Raw genomic sequence first — 13,223 nt, 5'->3', positions numbered from 1 at the left:
GAAAGGGGACGGCCGGGGCGCGGTGCGGGCACCCCGGCCGGGTCATGCGGACGTCACATGCAGATGGCCGCGCTGAAGGTGCTCAGGGTGGCGCAGATCGAGTAGCTCAGCGTGCTGCCGGCGCACGCGACGGTGGCGCTGGCGGTGCTGAGGATCGAGTCCGGCCCTTCGCCCGCGGCGGCGGCTCCGCTGCGGCCCTGGAGGTTGAGGACGTAGCCCATGGTCGTTTCCTTTCGATCGTTCTTCGGGGAGGGGGACTAGCAGAGGACGACGCTGGTGGTGCTGAAGCAGGTGACGGGGCTGAAGAAGCTGAGGCTCTGCGGCTCGGGGCCGTCCGCGGCCCTGCCCTCGCTGACGCTCTTCACCTGGAGGTCGAGAACGAAGCTCATGATGGTTTTCTCCGCTTCTGTGAGTGGTCTGCCGGGATCAGGTGGTGATGCAGAAGATCTGGCTGGCGCTGCTCTGGCAGGCGAACCAGCTGTTGGTGCTGATCGAGAGCGCGGCCTCGTCGTCGGCGGGGGCGCCGTTCCGCGTCATCTCCTGGAGGTTGAGCACGTAACCCATGGCGATGTCTCCTTAGGTGATCGGCCCGGGCTCAGCAGAAGGCCCAGCTGGCGTTGCTGAAGCAGAGGGACAGGCTCGCCGAGCTCGGCTGGGCCATGCCGCGCTCGGCGTTCTGCTCGGCGCGGATGCCCTGGAGGTTCAGGATGTACGACATGTCGGCTTTCTCCTTTCGGGGTGAGGTTCAGCAGCCGACGAGGGTCCAGCCGCTGACGCACAGCGACGGGCTCAGGGAGCTGGGACCCAGCGGCTCGTAGTCGCCGTTGGCCCGGTCGGCCGCGACGGTGCGGCTCTGCAGGTCGAGGATGAACGACATGGTGGGTTTCCTTTCTGGTGATATGCGGGGCGGATCAGAAGGCCGCACGGCCTTCCGCCGGTTGGGGCCGGTCTTCGTCTCTCAGCCGGTCTCGCGGCTGGAGAAGGGGTGGAGGAAGGGAAGCAGGGGCAGGCCCGGGTCGCGCAGGGTGGCCAGGGCGTGCAGGACGCCGGCGCCTCCGGTGGCGAAGTCCATGGACAGCCGCATGAGCTGGTCGCCGGGGAAGGCGATCTCGCCCTTGAGCCCCACCATGTGCAGGCGCAGGCGGTCGCGCTTGGCCGCGATCAGCTCGTCGATGCGGTCGGTGTCCTGGTAGAGCCGGCGGATGTGGTGGAGGAAGCCCATCTGACCGGCCGTGCCGTAGAACATCATCGGGCAGATGTGGAACTCCGCGTGCGCGGCGCGGCGCAGCCGGTCCATGGCCGTCGACAGCTCGTCGGTACGCCGGTGCCGCAGCAGCTCGCTCAGCGCCAGCCCGATGCCGGTCGAGCCCACGCCGATGTAGGGCATGGTCCGCCAGCCCTCGTTGACGTACAGCACGTCGTTGTCCTCGAAGAGCGTGCAGCAGTCCAGCTCGTAGCCGATGGCGCGCTCGGCGAGGTCGAGGAAGGCCGAGTCGCCGGTGTCCTCGAAGAGCCGGACGAACAGCAGGGCCTGGCCCGAGGCGCCGTGCATCAGTCCCGCCCTGCGGTGCCTGCCGTCCTCGCCCTGGGTCATGGGCGGCTGGTTCGTCAGCCGGTCCGCGATCTCCTGAGCGTTCTTCAGCGCCGCGTCCCGCAGGCCCTGATCGTCCAGCTTGGTGGCGAAGTAGAGTTGGTTGAGCGCCACCCCGCTGAGCCCGCTGAGCAGCTCGTCGGCGAGCGTCACCCGGCCGGCCTTGTCGATCAGGTCGAGGACCTCCAGCGCGGCGTCCCTGCGGCCGATCTCCTCGAACGCGTACGCGATGCCGTGCAGGCCGTCGTAGAAGCCCAGGCGGTGCAGGCCCTTGTGGTTGCGCACCCGGTCGAGCAGCCATTGCTCGTGCTCCTCGTTCCGGCCGTGGCCGGACTTCGCCATCGCGTACAGGACGCCTGCGGCGCCGTAGGCGAAGCCGTAGCCGTCGAGCTTGAACTGCTCGACGTCGCCGGGGAAGAGCCGGTCCTCGCGGTCGGGGGTGGCGCTGGCCCACAGGGCACGGGCGATCGACGCCTCGATGGCCGGCCAATCGTGCTCCGCGCCGTCGTGCCCGCCGATGAGGGCGCTGCTGCGCGCCATCTGCTCCTCGGTCCCGGCCCAGTCGGACGGGCCGAGGTCGAGCAGTTCGAGCACGCGCTCGCCCCAGCCGGCCGGCATGGGGAACCGGCTCTCGACGAACTCGACCAGCGCGGCGGCCCGGGTGGTGTCGAGGGTGAACAGGACGGTTAGCGGGACGAAGGGCGCGATCTTGAGGCAGCCGAGCGCGTACCGGTCCGCCGCGAGTGCCTCGCGTGTGTCCGGCGGCACGAAGCCCGGCGCGCCCATGCCGATCCGCTGCTCCTGATCCACGTAGGTGGCCAGCTCGAAGTCGACCAGCCGCACCCGGCCGTCCTCGGTGATCATGATGTTGTTCGGGTGCAGGTCGCCGAAGGCGATGCCGCGCTCGTGCAGCGTCGCTATCACCGCTTCGAGCTGGTCAGCCATGTCCACGGCCCACTCGGTGAACTCGCGCATGTCCTCGTCGGTGACGTTCGCCTTGATCAGCGGGGTCCGCGCCACCATGCGCTTGTTGAGCGTGACGCCGTCGACCAGCTCCTGCACCAGGAAGTGGTGCTCCCAGAGCTCGAAGTAGTCGTAGCAGTCGACGACCGCCTCCACGTCGGCGAGCTGCTTGAGGAATTCGTACTCCCGCTTGAGCCGGCTCACCGCGTCGCGGCCCACCTGGTCGAGGCCGGCGCCGGGGCGGGCCTCTTTGAGCACCACCTGCCTGCCGGTGGCCTTCTCGACCGCGACGTAGATTCCGCCGCCGTTCGAGAAATGCAGGGCGGACTCGATCTCGTACGGGAAGTCGGACGGCGGCTCGCCATTCTTGCGGTCCTCGAGGAACGAGTGCAGGAATGGCGGGGGCTCCACCCAGTCGGGCACGTAGAAGACCGGGTCGCGCTTGTCGACCACCAGCTCGCCGTCCGGCGTCTCGATGGCCATGGCGGGCTCGCCGAGGTCGTTACGGGTGAACCGCTCGACGAACCCTCCGTAGCGCAGGTAGAGCGGCCCGTCCTTCCAGCGCAGGTCACTCAGGATGTACGGCCCGCCGAGCCCCTGCAGCTTCGGGTCCAGGTCGTCCAGAATCTTCTCCAGCTGGACGTCGTCGGCCGGGTAGATGGTGATGAACTTCCCGCTGCCGCCGCGGTCGGCGTACTTCAGGTTGCGGCCGATGAACGCCGCCTGGCTGGTCAGAAACTTGAACGAGATCTTCTGCTCGATACAGTAATCGGCGGTGATGTCGAGCACCTGCTGCGCAGTTTCGCGATTTGCCGAAATATGAATTTTCCAGCCCTGCGCGGGAAACTTCGACGATTCGCACATGTAGTTGTACCAGGGGCCTTTGCGGGCGGTGATCCAGCCGTCGGGGGCCGGGCTCTCCGCCTGCCGGTAACCTGCCTGCGCGGTCTCCCACTTGGCCGGCTCCTCATAGAAGAGCCGGTCGGCGAAACAGTATTCGAAGTACTGCAGTTTCATCCCAGCGCCTCCCGCACCGATGTTCCGGGGTACAGGTCAAAACGATAAGCAAGCCGGAAGGCTTGTCCAATTACCCAGTGTGATGGCGGGCGGTCGTACGGGCCTGCCGGGCGCTTGTCGGCTGGGCTGGAGCGCGACGCGGTGAGAATATGACAAGTCACGCTCCGTGAAAGTTCTCTGGCATTTTCGACTGGCATCTGGCCATACGCCTCGGCGGACGTTATGGTCGATGGTTTAAACGGGCATGAACACGGAGCGTGTCAGCGGCCCGAAGAAAAAGCCGAGAAAAAAGGCTATTTTGATGTGTCGCGAAAGAATGAAAAAGTAATAACGGCGACAAATGGCCGCCCATGACTTCGGTCATGGCCGCCCGGCCGGTCAACATGACCTCTCCGTGCCGCACGACGGATACCGCGGCCGGGTGCAGTGGATCTACGTTCTGAAATGTCACGTCGATCGGAGGAGGCCGCATGGACCGGACCCGCGTCCAGAACCAAGAGCCCGCGGATCCCACCGCGGCACGCCTGCCGTGGGCGGGCATCGTGGCCTCCGCCGTGGGCTTCATCGTCATGGTCGCCATCGCCTGGACGCTGTGGGACTCCCTCCCGGAGACCATCGTCACCCGCGAGGCCACCGAGACCCGCTCCGGCGTCGCCGTGCCGCGCGTCGTCATGGCCTTCGCCCTGCCCGGCGTGCTGATCGTGGTCGGCGCGATCATGACCGTCTCGACGGTCATCGGCGGCCGCATGCGCCACTACGTCGACCCCCGGCTCGTCGCCTCGCCGCGCTCCCAGACGCGATCGATGAACGTGCTCTTCGTCGTCCTGCCCCTGCTGCTGGTGACCCTCCAGGCCGGCCTGCTGTCCAGGGCGGCCGGCCACGAGTTCCCGCTGGAGCGCGCGGTGGGGGTGGCGGTCGGGATCATGCTGATCGGCATGGGCAACGTCCTGCCGAAGATCAGCCCGTCCCGCATGCCGGACGGCCCCAACGGCGCCCTGGCCCTGGCCTGGCAGCGCTCACAGCGCGCGGGCGGCCTGGCCCTGATGATCCTGGGCGCGATCTGCGCCGTGGGCTCCTTCTTCTTCCCGCCGTTCCTGCTGGTGATGAGCGCGGCCCTGCTCGTGGTGGCCGCCTACGTCCTGATGATCCTCCTCACGGTCTTCCGGACGCGCCGGTAGTGACCGGCAGATCATCGACCTTCGCGTCCGGATACGTCACCGGCCCATCCGGCGCTTCCACCGCCGATGATCGCGACTTCTTCGCCGTCCTTCACCCTTCCACGACCAGTGCCGGCGGCTTCTCGGCGCGGCGGGTGGCGTAGGTGAGGACGGCTGTGGTGGCGAGGGCGGCGAGGAGGGCGAGGATCGCGGCGGCTGTCCAGGTGCGGGCGTCCGGGTGGATGAGGGGCTGGCCGCGCTCCGCCTGCCAGAGCAGCAGGGCGGTCAGGGCCGCGTAGGCTGCGGCGGCGACGATCACGAGGCCGGTCCTGGCTCCGTCGAGCGCCCGCCACGGCAGGCGGCGCAGCGCGAGCGCGAGCAGCGGAAGCACCTGCAGGGCGTGGATGCCGACGAAGTGGGCCACGCGCAGGTCGCCTGCGCCGGTCTCCCAGCCGGTGAGCGGCAGGCCGGCGCCGGTGTCGGGGGCGCCGACGCTGTGCGCGCCGATCGTCGTCAGGTCGAGCCCGGCGATGAGGCTCTGCTCCTGGCCGGGGGTGGGGGCGGTCATCAGGTAGCCGACGGACATGCCGGCCAGGGAGACGAGGAAGCCGAGCGCGATCGCCCAGGACATGGCGCGGTCGACGCGGCGCTGGAGCACCAGGAAGACGCCGAGTGCGGCGGTCAGCAGCCAGCCCAGGTACGCGGCGCCGCCCATGACCATGAACACGGTCTCGTCCAGGCCGGGGGTGAGGTTGAAGTGGCTGCGCACCCCGCGGGCGGCCTGGAAGGTGATGGCGGAGATCTCGGGTACGAGGAAGCCGGCGACGATCACCGTGCCGAGCCACCAGAGCGTCCTGCGCCAGCGGTCCACCTGGCCGATCAGCCAGGCGAGGGTGAGTGCGTACAGGGCGAAGGAGACGGCGAACTTCAACGGCTTGAGCCAGACGGCCTCGCCGAGCACGGTCCGCTCGTCCACGACGAGCCCGACGGCGCTAACGAGCGCGAGCACCGCCATCGCGCCCGTGCAGTAAAGGAGCGGCCGGTGTGCGAACTTTCCTGCGGTCGTCATGGGCACAAGCCTGCTGACGTGCGGATTCACCGGCCAGAGAGGAGATCACCAGTCGAACGTGATCAGCTCATGAATAGGATAAACGGGTGCAAAAGCGGGCGGATTTAATCGTCGCCGTGGTCTTCGCCGGCTTCGCCAGCGTCTACCTGGTGGCGGGCTCACCTCTGGCCCTGGCGGTCTTCGGCATCCAGACCGTGCTCATCCGGCGGCGGGTGTGGTGGCTGGCGGCGCTGCAGGTCGTCACCGCGTACGCCGCCGTCCTGCTGTTCGGCACCAGCGTCGGCATCCTCGGCTTCGCGGCCGGAGCCCTGCTGCTGACCGGGCCGCGGCTGCTCGCCCTGCCGGTGGTGGCCGGCGCCGTCCTGCTCGGCCCCCTCGATCCGGCGATCAGCGCGGTGCTGATCGCGATGGTCACCTACGGCCTCACCACGATGATCGACAGGTTCGAGGACGTCCGGGCGGCCCGGCTGTCCGTGGCCATGCGGGTGGTGGCCGAGGAGCGGCTGGCTATCGCGGCGGAGCTGAACGACAAGCTCGGCCGCGCGCTGCGGACGATCGGCGAGAGCGCCAGGGCGGGCGTCCCCGACGTCGACACCACCCGCGCCTCGCTGGCCGAAGCCAGGAACGCCGCGGCGAGCTTCCGCGCCGTCTCCCTCACCCCCGAGATCACCACGGCCAAGGCGATGCTGACGGCGCAGGGCGTCCACGCCGAGGTGCGGATCGGCCACGACGAGCCGCTCGGTCCCGCGGGCGCGCTGCTCGCCGCCGTGCTGCGCGCGTCCGTCGTGGAGATCGTCCGCCGGCGTACGGCGGAGACCTGCCTGATCGAGACCTTCGCCGAGGAGGGCACGGTACGGCTCCGCGTCACCGACGCGAGCGCCCGGGTGGCGGGGGACGAGTGGCTCGGCGACCTGCCCCGCCAGGTCGAGGCGGCGGGCGGCGCGCTCACGGTCGGGCTCGACGGAGACGCGCGGCTGACCGTCGAGGCCGTCCTGCCCGCCCAGCGGCCCGCCGCCCGCCCGGCCTCCGACCACGGCCTGTCGACCACGCTGCTGGCGGCCGTGGCGATCGGGTTCTCGATCAAGCTGCTGCTGCTGGCGGGCACGTGGTGGCCGGCCGTCCCGCTCGCCGTGATCATCGTCATGCAGCTCCGTTCCCTGCACGGCCGGCACATGGTCGCCCTGTCGGTGATGGCGGTGCTGACCTTCGCGCCGATCCCGATCTTCGGGCAGGACTGGCTCGGCGTCTCGGGGTTCCTGATCGGGCCGCTGCTGCTGGCGTTCCCCTGGGCCGTCGCCCTGCCGCTGGCCGGCGCCGTCGTGGCCGTGACCGCGATCTGCGGGTGGCTGCTCGGCCTGCCGGTCGCGCTGGCCGTGAACAACCCGATCAGCGTCGTCGTGACGGGTCTGGTCATCTACGGCCTGGGCCGGCTGGCGCAGCTCACCGCCGAACTCCGCGACTCCGCGGCCGCCCTCGCCAGGACGGCCCTCGTCGAGGAACGCCTGCGCGCCGCCCGCGACCTGCACGACCTGCTCGGCCACTCGCTGGCCGCGATCCTGCTCAAGTGCGAGCTGGCCCGCCGCCTCGACGCCGAGCGGGCGCGGCAGGAGCTCGACGACGTCCTGGTCATGACCGAAAGGGCCATGGCCGACCTGCGCAGCGTCTCCGGCGACGGCAGCGGCCTCTCGCTGGCCGCCGAGGCCGAGTCGGCGCGCTCGGTGCTGAAGGCGGCGGGCGTCGAGGTCGAGCTGGACCTCGGCCACCCCCCGCTCGGCGAGGCGGCGGAGACCACGCTCGGCGTCGTGCTCCGCGAGGCGGTCACCAACGTCCTGCGGCACAGCTCCGCGCGGCACGTCGCGATCGTGACCCGCGAGCGCGACGGCGAGGTGTGGCTGAGCGTGAGCAACGACGAGGCCAGGGCCGGCCGTGGACGACGCGGCTCGGCCGGCATCGGCAACCTGACGATGCGCCTGGCCGCGCTGGAAGGACGATTGGAGACGTCGTTGGAGGACGGCTGGTTCGAGCTGACCGCCCGGCTGCCCGCGCCTGGCTAGATCCAGCCCGCCTCGGTGGCGATGCGCACCGCGTCCGTACGGTTACGCGCGTTGAGCTTGCTCACGATCGTCGTGAGGTAGTTGCGCACCGTCCCGGCGGTCAGGAACAGCTGCCCCGCGATCTCGGGCGGTTCCGCCCCGCCCGCCACCAGCCGCAGCACGTCCGCCTCCCGCTCGGTGAGCGGGTTCTCGGCCAGGTGCCACGCCGTGACCGCCAGCGAGGGGTCCAGCACGCGCTCGCCCCGCGTCACCTTCCTGATCGCCGCGGTCAGCTCCTCCGGCGGCGCCGTCTTGAGCACGAACCCGTCCACCTGCGCGGCCAGCGCCCGGCGCAGATGCCCAGGCTTGCCGTACGCCGTGAGCATCAGCGTCCTGACCCCCGGCAGCTCGGCGCGCAGCCGGCCGGCGGCGTCGATCCCGTCGAGCTCACCGGGCATGTCGATGTCCATGACGGCCACGTCGGGCCCGTGGACCAGGGCGGCGGCCACCGCGGCCGCCCCTGAGCCGACCGCGTCGACGACCTCGATGTCCGGCTCGAGGGCGAGCAGGGTCTGCAGGGCGCTCCTGACGACGTGTTGGTCCTCGGCCAGCAAGATGCGGATCACTCGCCCAGTATGTCCGATTCATGAGGACGTCATCCCTGACCGGTGACCGGCTCTCTGGCCGCGGCAGCGGCCGGACAGCAGGCTCGAACCATGACGGACGTAGTGCGATTGGACGCGGTGAGCAAGGTGTACGGCAAGGGGCGCGCCGCCGTGGCGGCGCTGCGCGAGGTGACGGTGGGCGTCCCCCGCGGCACCTTCACCGCGGTGATGGGGCCGTCCGGCTCGGGGAAGAGCACGTTCCTCCATTGCGCGGCGGGGCTGGACGTCCCGACCTCCGGCTCCGTACGGCTGAGCGGCACGGAGCTGTCGGGCATGAACGAGACCAGGCTGACCGAGCTGCGGCGGGAGCGGATCGGCTTCGTGTTCCAGATGTTCAACCTGGTTCCCGCGCTGACCGTCACCGAGAACATCAGCCTCCCGCTCGAACTGGCGGGCGCCAGGACCGACCGGGCCTGGCTGGCCGAGATCATCCGCAGGGTCGGCCTCGAAGGGCGGGCACGACACCTGCCCGCCCAGCTGTCGGGCGGCCAGCAGCAGCGCGTGGCGCTCGCCAGAGCGCTGGTGACCAGGCCGGACGTGGTGTTCGGCGACGAGCCGACCGGCGCGCTCGACACCATGACCGCCCGCGACGTGCTCGGCCTGCTGCGCGAGGTGGTCTCCGAGCTCGGCCAGACCGTCGTGATGGTCACCCACGACCCGATCGCCGCCTCGTACGCCGACAAGGTGCTGTTCCTGGCCGACGGCCGGATCGTCGACTCGGTGACCTCCCCCACGGCCGACGGGATCGCCCGCCGGATGACGGGCCTGGGAGCGTGGACGCGATGACGAACCTCGTCATGAAGATGCTGACGCACCGCAAGGCCGGGTTCGCCGGCGCGTTCGTGGCGCTGCTGTGCGCCGCCGCCCTGGTGACCGCCTGCGGGATGCTGCTGGACACCGGCCTGCGCGGCGCCGTGGCGCCCGAACGGTACGCGGGCGCGCCGGTGATCGTCGCCGGCGACCAGTACGCGAGGCTGACCAAGGAGAGCGGCAAGGAGAAGGCCAAGGCGCTGACCGAGCGCCGCTGGATCCCCGCGTCCCTGGCCGGCGAGATCGCCCGTACGCCGGGGGTCGAGAAGGTCGTCACGGAGGTCACCTTCCCGTACGCCGGATTCACCGCGCACGGCTGGGAGTCGGCCGGGCTCACCCCGTTCACGCTCGCGCGTGGCCGCGCCCCCGAGGCCCCGGGCGAGGTCGTCGTGGACGCCCGCCACTCCGGCGCCACCATCCCCGGCCACCGGGTGGTCGGCGTCACCGCCCAGGCGCTGCCCAGCCAGGACACCCTCTTCTTCAGCACCGAGGAGGCACGCCGGCTGGCCGGCCGCCCGGGACAGCTGACCGCCATCGGCGTCTTCCCGCAGGTGGACCTCACCGTGCGGGACGCGCAGGTCTACACCGGCGCGGCACGCGGCGCCGTCGAGTTCCTCGACGCGGAGAACGCCAGGATCCGGCTGATCAGCCTGGGCGGCGCACTCGGCGGCACCGCGCTGATCGTCGCGATGCTCGTCGTGGTCGGCACCTTCGCCCTGTCCATCCAGCAGCGGCAGCGCGAGATAGCCCTGCTGCGCGCGGTCGCCGCCACGCCCCGGCAGGTCAGGCGGCTCATCTCCGGCGAGGCGCTGGCCATCGGCGTGGCCGCGGGGCCTCTCGGCGCGGGCGCCGGAATCCTGCTCGGGATATGGCTGCACCGGGAGTTCGTCGGGCTCGGCGCGGTGCCCGCCAACCTGCCGCTGGTCGTCGGCCCCTTCCCGCCGATCGCCGCGTTCCTGTGCACCGTACTGGCCGGGCTCGCCGCCGCCCGGCTCGCCGCCCGCCGCGTCGTGTCGATCCGGCCGGTGGAGGCGCTCGGCGAGGCGGGGCTGCCCGCACGGAGGCTCCCCTGGAGCAGGATCGCCGCGGGGCTCCTGGTGACGGCCGGCGCGGTCGTCCTGACCGTCGTGCTCGCCTCGCTCACCACCGAGGCCGCGTCCAGCCCGGTCACCATGCTCACCGCGCTGACGTGGACGATCGCGGTCGCGCTGCTCGGGCCCGTGCTCGCCGTGCCGTTCCGCGTTCCCGGCGTCACCGGCCACCTTGCCCGGCGCAACCTGCGCGCCGGCAGGAAGCGCATGGCCTCCGTGGTCACCCCGCTCACCCTGCTGATCGCGGTGACCTGCACGAGCCTGTTCGTCCAGACGACCATGGAGGCCGCCACGCAACGCGAACTGGACGCCGGCGTGCGCGCCGACCACGTCATCCGCGGCGGCACGGCGGCCGACGCCCGGCGCGTGCCCGGTGTCGAGGCCGCCACCGCCGTCCTGCGCACCTCCGTACGCGTCGGCCTGGACAAGTACACCGCGCAGGCCGTCACCCCCGACGGGCTCGGCGCGACCATGGACCTCGGCGTGGTCGCCGGCTCGCTCGCCCGCTTCGGCGACCGGTCGGCGGCGGTCAGCAGCACCGCGGCCGACCGGCTGGACGTCGCGGTGGGCGACCGGCTCTCGCTCCTGCTCGGCGACGGCACGCCCGCGCAGGTCGAGGTGGCCGCCGTCTACGCGCGCGGCCTCGGCTTCGGCGACCTGACGCTCCCGTACGCGCTGGTCTCGGGCCACGTGGACGACCCGCGCGGCACCGTCCTGGTCGCGGGCGGCGACCGCACGGCCCTGGAACGAGCCCTGCCCGGCGCCACGGTGCTCGACCACGTCGTCGCGATCGCCCCCGCCGCCTCGAACGCCCCCGCCACCTCGAACGCCCCTGCTACGGCGATCGCACCCGCTACTGCGATCGCCCCCGCCACCTCGAACGCCGCCGTCAACTACGTCGCCATGGGCCTGATCATCGCCTTCTGCGCCATAGCCGTGGTCAACACACTGGCGATGTCCACCTCGGCCCGCTCACGCGAGCTGGCCCTGCTCCGGCTCGTCGGCACCACCCGCCGGCAGGTGCTGCGCATGCTCCGCACCGAAACGGCGACCGCCCTCGCCCTCTCCACGGCCCTCGGCACCGGCATCGCCCTCGTGACGCTGGCCGCCTTCAGCACGGGGATGACCGGCTCGGCCCTGCCGTACGTGCCGCCCCTCACCTACCTCGCCGTGATCACGGCGGCGGCCGTCCTGGCCCTGACCGCCACCGCAATCCCGGCCCGCTTCATCCTCCGCACACCCCCGGCCGAGGCACTCGGCACCCGGGAGTAGCCGTCAGCAGACCTTGTAGTCGTCCCGCGAGGAGTTGTACGAGCAGGAGTCGATCAGCTTCCCCGCCGCGTTCCGCAGGTAGGCGGTGTCCTTGCTCTGATTCCAGATGTACGCCAGCGTCCCCCCGCTCCTGCCCCAGTAGCGGGTGGTGCTGGTGTTCTTGCCCTTCCCGGTGCGCAGAGTGACCGTCTTGCCGGGCTTCAGGGTGAACGTCCCGAACGTGTAGATGTGATCCTGCCGCCGCGTCGCATCGCGCATGGTCCAGCCACGCAGGTTGACGGCCTTCTTCGTCATGTTCCTGACCTGCACGTACTCGCCGTTGAGGCTGCTGTTCCCGCCGTTGTCCGGCGACCCGGGCGAGTCATAGTAGATCTTGGTGATCTGTACGGCGGGCGCGGCGGCGTACGCGGGCTGCGCGACGGCGACGACGGACGCGGCTAACAGGGCAGCGGTCAGCAGAGATCGGCTACGCACGGGGACGCCTCCTGGGTAGTGAGACTTATCGCGAAAGATCCTATGGAGGATCATGAGCCGATCTTGGACCGTTCCGTATCGGTTTGGTGTCCCACGCGCAGCCTGACGCGGAGTCAACGACCACGGGGACCGTACTCACCCGGAGAACGAGAAAGGCCGCTTCCGATCATCGGAAGCGGCTATCCAGCTGAGTCGGGGTGGCGGGCCGCTGGAGTGCCTGACGGCGGCGCGGAACCGTCACCACTCCTGGTCAGCGCCTCAGGCGGCTCAGCAGTACTTCATGCTCTCGAATTCGGCCCACGCCACGGGCCTGTCATGCTTCCATATCTGCCCCGGCCTGAACGTCAGGCAGATGCTGTCCGGCCCGTTGTTCCAGACGAACTTCGCGTACAGCTTCTCGGACGCCGTCCCCGAGCAGCGGTTCACCGCCTGAGCGGCCCTGCCCGCGTTGTAGGGCCAGCCGACGACCTCGCACTTTCCGCTGGAGGCCGTGGCGGAACTCGCGGTCGCAAGGCTCAGCCCGGCGCTTGTCAGCAGGAGCGCGGCCGTCAGCGCCCCGGCCTTCGCACGCCATGTACGAACATTCATGTCTTCCCCTTTGATTGCGTTTCAGGCCCCAACGCGAAGGTACGGGGAAGCCCGCGGGCGCACTGTCAGGTGAATACCGGACTTTCGGCGCTCAAGAGCGGCATCGTGTAATGGGTCATCCTCGATGAGCGGGAGCGACGGCGTAAGCACGCGGGCCGCTGGTACTGGGGCCGCCCCAAGGACGGCTCCGTACGCGGGCCGGACCTGCCCCTGCGGCTCTGGCAGACGGCGCGTCAGGCAAAGGCGCGGCGCTGCTCATGCCCGAAGCTTCCCAACCAAAGGGGAAACCCCTGAGGGCACAGTCACTCAGCAAACAGAAAAGGCCGCTCCCGATCTTCGGAAGCGACCTTTTACCTGCGGCAATACTGTCGGGGTGGCGGGATTTGAACCCACGACCTCTTCGTCCCGAACGAAGCGCGCTGCCAAGCTGCGCTACACCCCGGTCGCACGCCCGTCGTGCGCGTGCTTCTGCAAGTCTAGCGGACTTCCAAGG

Annotated in this window: 14 protein-coding genes and 1 tRNA gene; 4 read left to right on the top strand and 11 right to left on the bottom strand. The window is 70.4% G+C overall.

Annotated features, from left to right (window positions below):
• Positions 1-53: 53 nt before the first annotated feature.
• From ACFFR3_RS35425 to lanKC, 6 genes are all read right to left on the bottom strand, one after another.
• Positions 54-221 (bottom strand): hypothetical protein, encoded by a 168-nt coding sequence (locus ACFFR3_RS35425; protein ID WP_345393906.1) that lies wholly within the window; start codon positions 219-221, stop codon positions 54-56.
• A 36-nt stretch (positions 222-257) separates the two neighbouring features.
• Complete coding sequence (locus tag ACFFR3_RS35420; protein ID WP_345393909.1) at positions 258-389, bottom strand: hypothetical protein; 132 nt, start codon at positions 387-389, stop codon at positions 258-260.
• A 37-nt stretch (positions 390-426) separates the two neighbouring features.
• Positions 427-564: a hypothetical protein gene (locus tag ACFFR3_RS35415; RefSeq protein ID WP_345393912.1), complete on the bottom strand. Its 138-nt coding sequence runs from the start codon at positions 562-564 to the stop codon at positions 427-429.
• 31 nt (positions 565-595) lie between these two features.
• Positions 596-718: a SapB/AmfS family lanthipeptide gene (locus tag ACFFR3_RS35410; protein WP_345393915.1), complete on the bottom strand. Its 123-nt coding sequence runs from the start codon at positions 716-718 to the stop codon at positions 596-598.
• Positions 719-745: 27 nt separating this feature from the next.
• Complete coding sequence (locus ACFFR3_RS35405) at positions 746-877, bottom strand: hypothetical protein (protein ID WP_345393918.1); 132 nt, start codon at positions 875-877, stop codon at positions 746-748.
• An 81-nt stretch (positions 878-958) separates the two neighbouring features.
• The gene (gene lanKC, locus ACFFR3_RS35400; protein WP_379484570.1) at positions 959-3,571 is read right to left on the bottom strand and encodes a class III lanthionine synthetase LanKC; all 2,613 of its coding nucleotides are present in this window, start codon (positions 3,569-3,571) and stop codon (positions 959-961) included.
• A 470-nt stretch (positions 3,572-4,041) separates the two neighbouring features.
• On the opposite strand from lanKC, the gene ACFFR3_RS35395 reads away from it, so the two are divergent.
• On the top strand, positions 4,042-4,749 hold the full coding sequence (locus tag ACFFR3_RS35395) for an SdpI family protein (protein ID WP_379484569.1): 708 nt from the start codon (positions 4,042-4,044) through the stop codon (positions 4,747-4,749).
• A 91-nt stretch (positions 4,750-4,840) separates the two neighbouring features.
• On the opposite strand, the gene ACFFR3_RS35390 is transcribed toward ACFFR3_RS35395, so the two are convergent.
• Positions 4,841-5,797, bottom strand: a complete 957-nt coding sequence (locus ACFFR3_RS35390) for a hypothetical protein (protein WP_364368176.1) — start codon at positions 5,795-5,797, stop codon at positions 4,841-4,843.
• Positions 5,798-5,883: 86 nt separating this feature from the next.
• On the opposite strand from ACFFR3_RS35390, the gene ACFFR3_RS35385 reads away from it, so the two are divergent.
• Entirely contained in the window at positions 5,884-7,851 is a 1,968-nt protein-coding gene (locus tag ACFFR3_RS35385; RefSeq protein WP_364368173.1) for a sensor histidine kinase, read from the top strand.
• Here the strand turns inward: ACFFR3_RS35385 and ACFFR3_RS35380 are convergent.
• Positions 7,848-8,456, bottom strand: coding sequence for a response regulator transcription factor (locus ACFFR3_RS35380; protein WP_364368170.1), 609 nt, complete (start codon positions 8,454-8,456; stop codon positions 7,848-7,850). The two genes, ACFFR3_RS35385 and ACFFR3_RS35380, sit on opposite strands and share 4 nt — an antisense overlap.
• A gap of 90 nt (positions 8,457-8,546) precedes the next feature.
• On the opposite strand from ACFFR3_RS35380, the gene ACFFR3_RS35375 reads away from it, so the two are divergent.
• Both ACFFR3_RS35375 and ACFFR3_RS35370 read left to right on the top strand, forming a co-directional pair.
• The gene (locus ACFFR3_RS35375) at positions 8,547-9,281 is read left to right on the top strand and encodes an ABC transporter ATP-binding protein (protein ID WP_345393942.1); all 735 of its coding nucleotides are present in this window, start codon (positions 8,547-8,549) and stop codon (positions 9,279-9,281) included.
• Entirely contained in the window at positions 9,278-11,668 is a 2,391-nt protein-coding gene (locus ACFFR3_RS35370; RefSeq protein ID WP_379484568.1) for an FtsX-like permease family protein, read from the top strand. The genes ACFFR3_RS35375 and ACFFR3_RS35370 overlap by 4 nt, the downstream gene beginning before the upstream one ends.
• A gap of 3 nt (positions 11,669-11,671) precedes the next feature.
• Here the strand turns inward: ACFFR3_RS35370 and ACFFR3_RS35365 are convergent, their stop codons facing one another.
• From ACFFR3_RS35365 to ACFFR3_RS35355, 3 genes are all read right to left on the bottom strand, one after another.
• Positions 11,672-12,142: a lamin tail domain-containing protein gene (locus ACFFR3_RS35365; RefSeq protein ID WP_379484567.1), complete on the bottom strand. Its 471-nt coding sequence runs from the start codon at positions 12,140-12,142 to the stop codon at positions 11,672-11,674.
• 267 nt (positions 12,143-12,409) lie between these two features.
• Positions 12,410-12,730, bottom strand: coding sequence for a hypothetical protein (locus ACFFR3_RS35360; RefSeq protein WP_379484566.1), 321 nt, complete (start codon positions 12,728-12,730; stop codon positions 12,410-12,412).
• Between the two features lie 368 nt (positions 12,731-13,098).
• Positions 13,099-13,172, bottom strand: a tRNA-Pro gene (locus tag ACFFR3_RS35355).
• Positions 13,173-13,223: the final 51 nt, after the last annotated feature.

Origin of the sequence: Nonomuraea salmonea, from assembly GCF_042428605.1 — a bacterium.
Lineage (GTDB): Bacteria > Actinomycetota > Actinomycetes > Streptosporangiales > Streptosporangiaceae > Nonomuraea > Nonomuraea salmonea.
This window is presented reverse-complemented; position numbering and strand designations above follow the sequence as displayed.

Coding starts and splice junctions, on each gene's coding strand:
- ACFFR3_RS35425 (WP_345393906.1), bottom strand. CDS start 221: ATGGGCTACGTCCTCAACCTCCAGGGCCGCAGCGGAGCCGCCGCCGCG.
- ACFFR3_RS35370 (WP_379484568.1), top strand. CDS start 9,278: ATGACGAACCTCGTCATGAAGATGCTGACGCACCGCAAGGCCGGGTTC.
- ACFFR3_RS35375 (WP_345393942.1), top strand. CDS start 8,547: ATGACGGACGTAGTGCGATTGGACGCGGTGAGCAAGGTGTACGGCAAG.
- ACFFR3_RS35390 (WP_364368176.1), bottom strand. CDS start 5,797: ATGACGACCGCAGGAAAGTTCGCACACCGGCCGCTCCTTTACTGCACG.
- ACFFR3_RS35395 (WP_379484569.1), top strand. CDS start 4,042: ATGGACCGGACCCGCGTCCAGAACCAAGAGCCCGCGGATCCCACCGCG.
- ACFFR3_RS35415 (WP_345393912.1), bottom strand. CDS start 564: ATGGGTTACGTGCTCAACCTCCAGGAGATGACGCGGAACGGCGCCCCC.
- ACFFR3_RS35420 (WP_345393909.1), bottom strand. CDS start 389: ATGAGCTTCGTTCTCGACCTCCAGGTGAAGAGCGTCAGCGAGGGCAGG.
- ACFFR3_RS35360 (WP_379484566.1), bottom strand. CDS start 12,730: ATGAATGTTCGTACATGGCGTGCGAAGGCCGGGGCGCTGACGGCCGCG.
- ACFFR3_RS35410 (WP_345393915.1), bottom strand. CDS start 718: ATGTCGTACATCCTGAACCTCCAGGGCATCCGCGCCGAGCAGAACGCC.
- lanKC (WP_379484570.1), bottom strand. CDS start 3,571: ATGAAACTGCAGTACTTCGAATACTGTTTCGCCGACCGGCTCTTCTAT.
- ACFFR3_RS35405 (WP_345393918.1), bottom strand. CDS start 877: ATGTCGTTCATCCTCGACCTGCAGAGCCGCACCGTCGCGGCCGACCGG.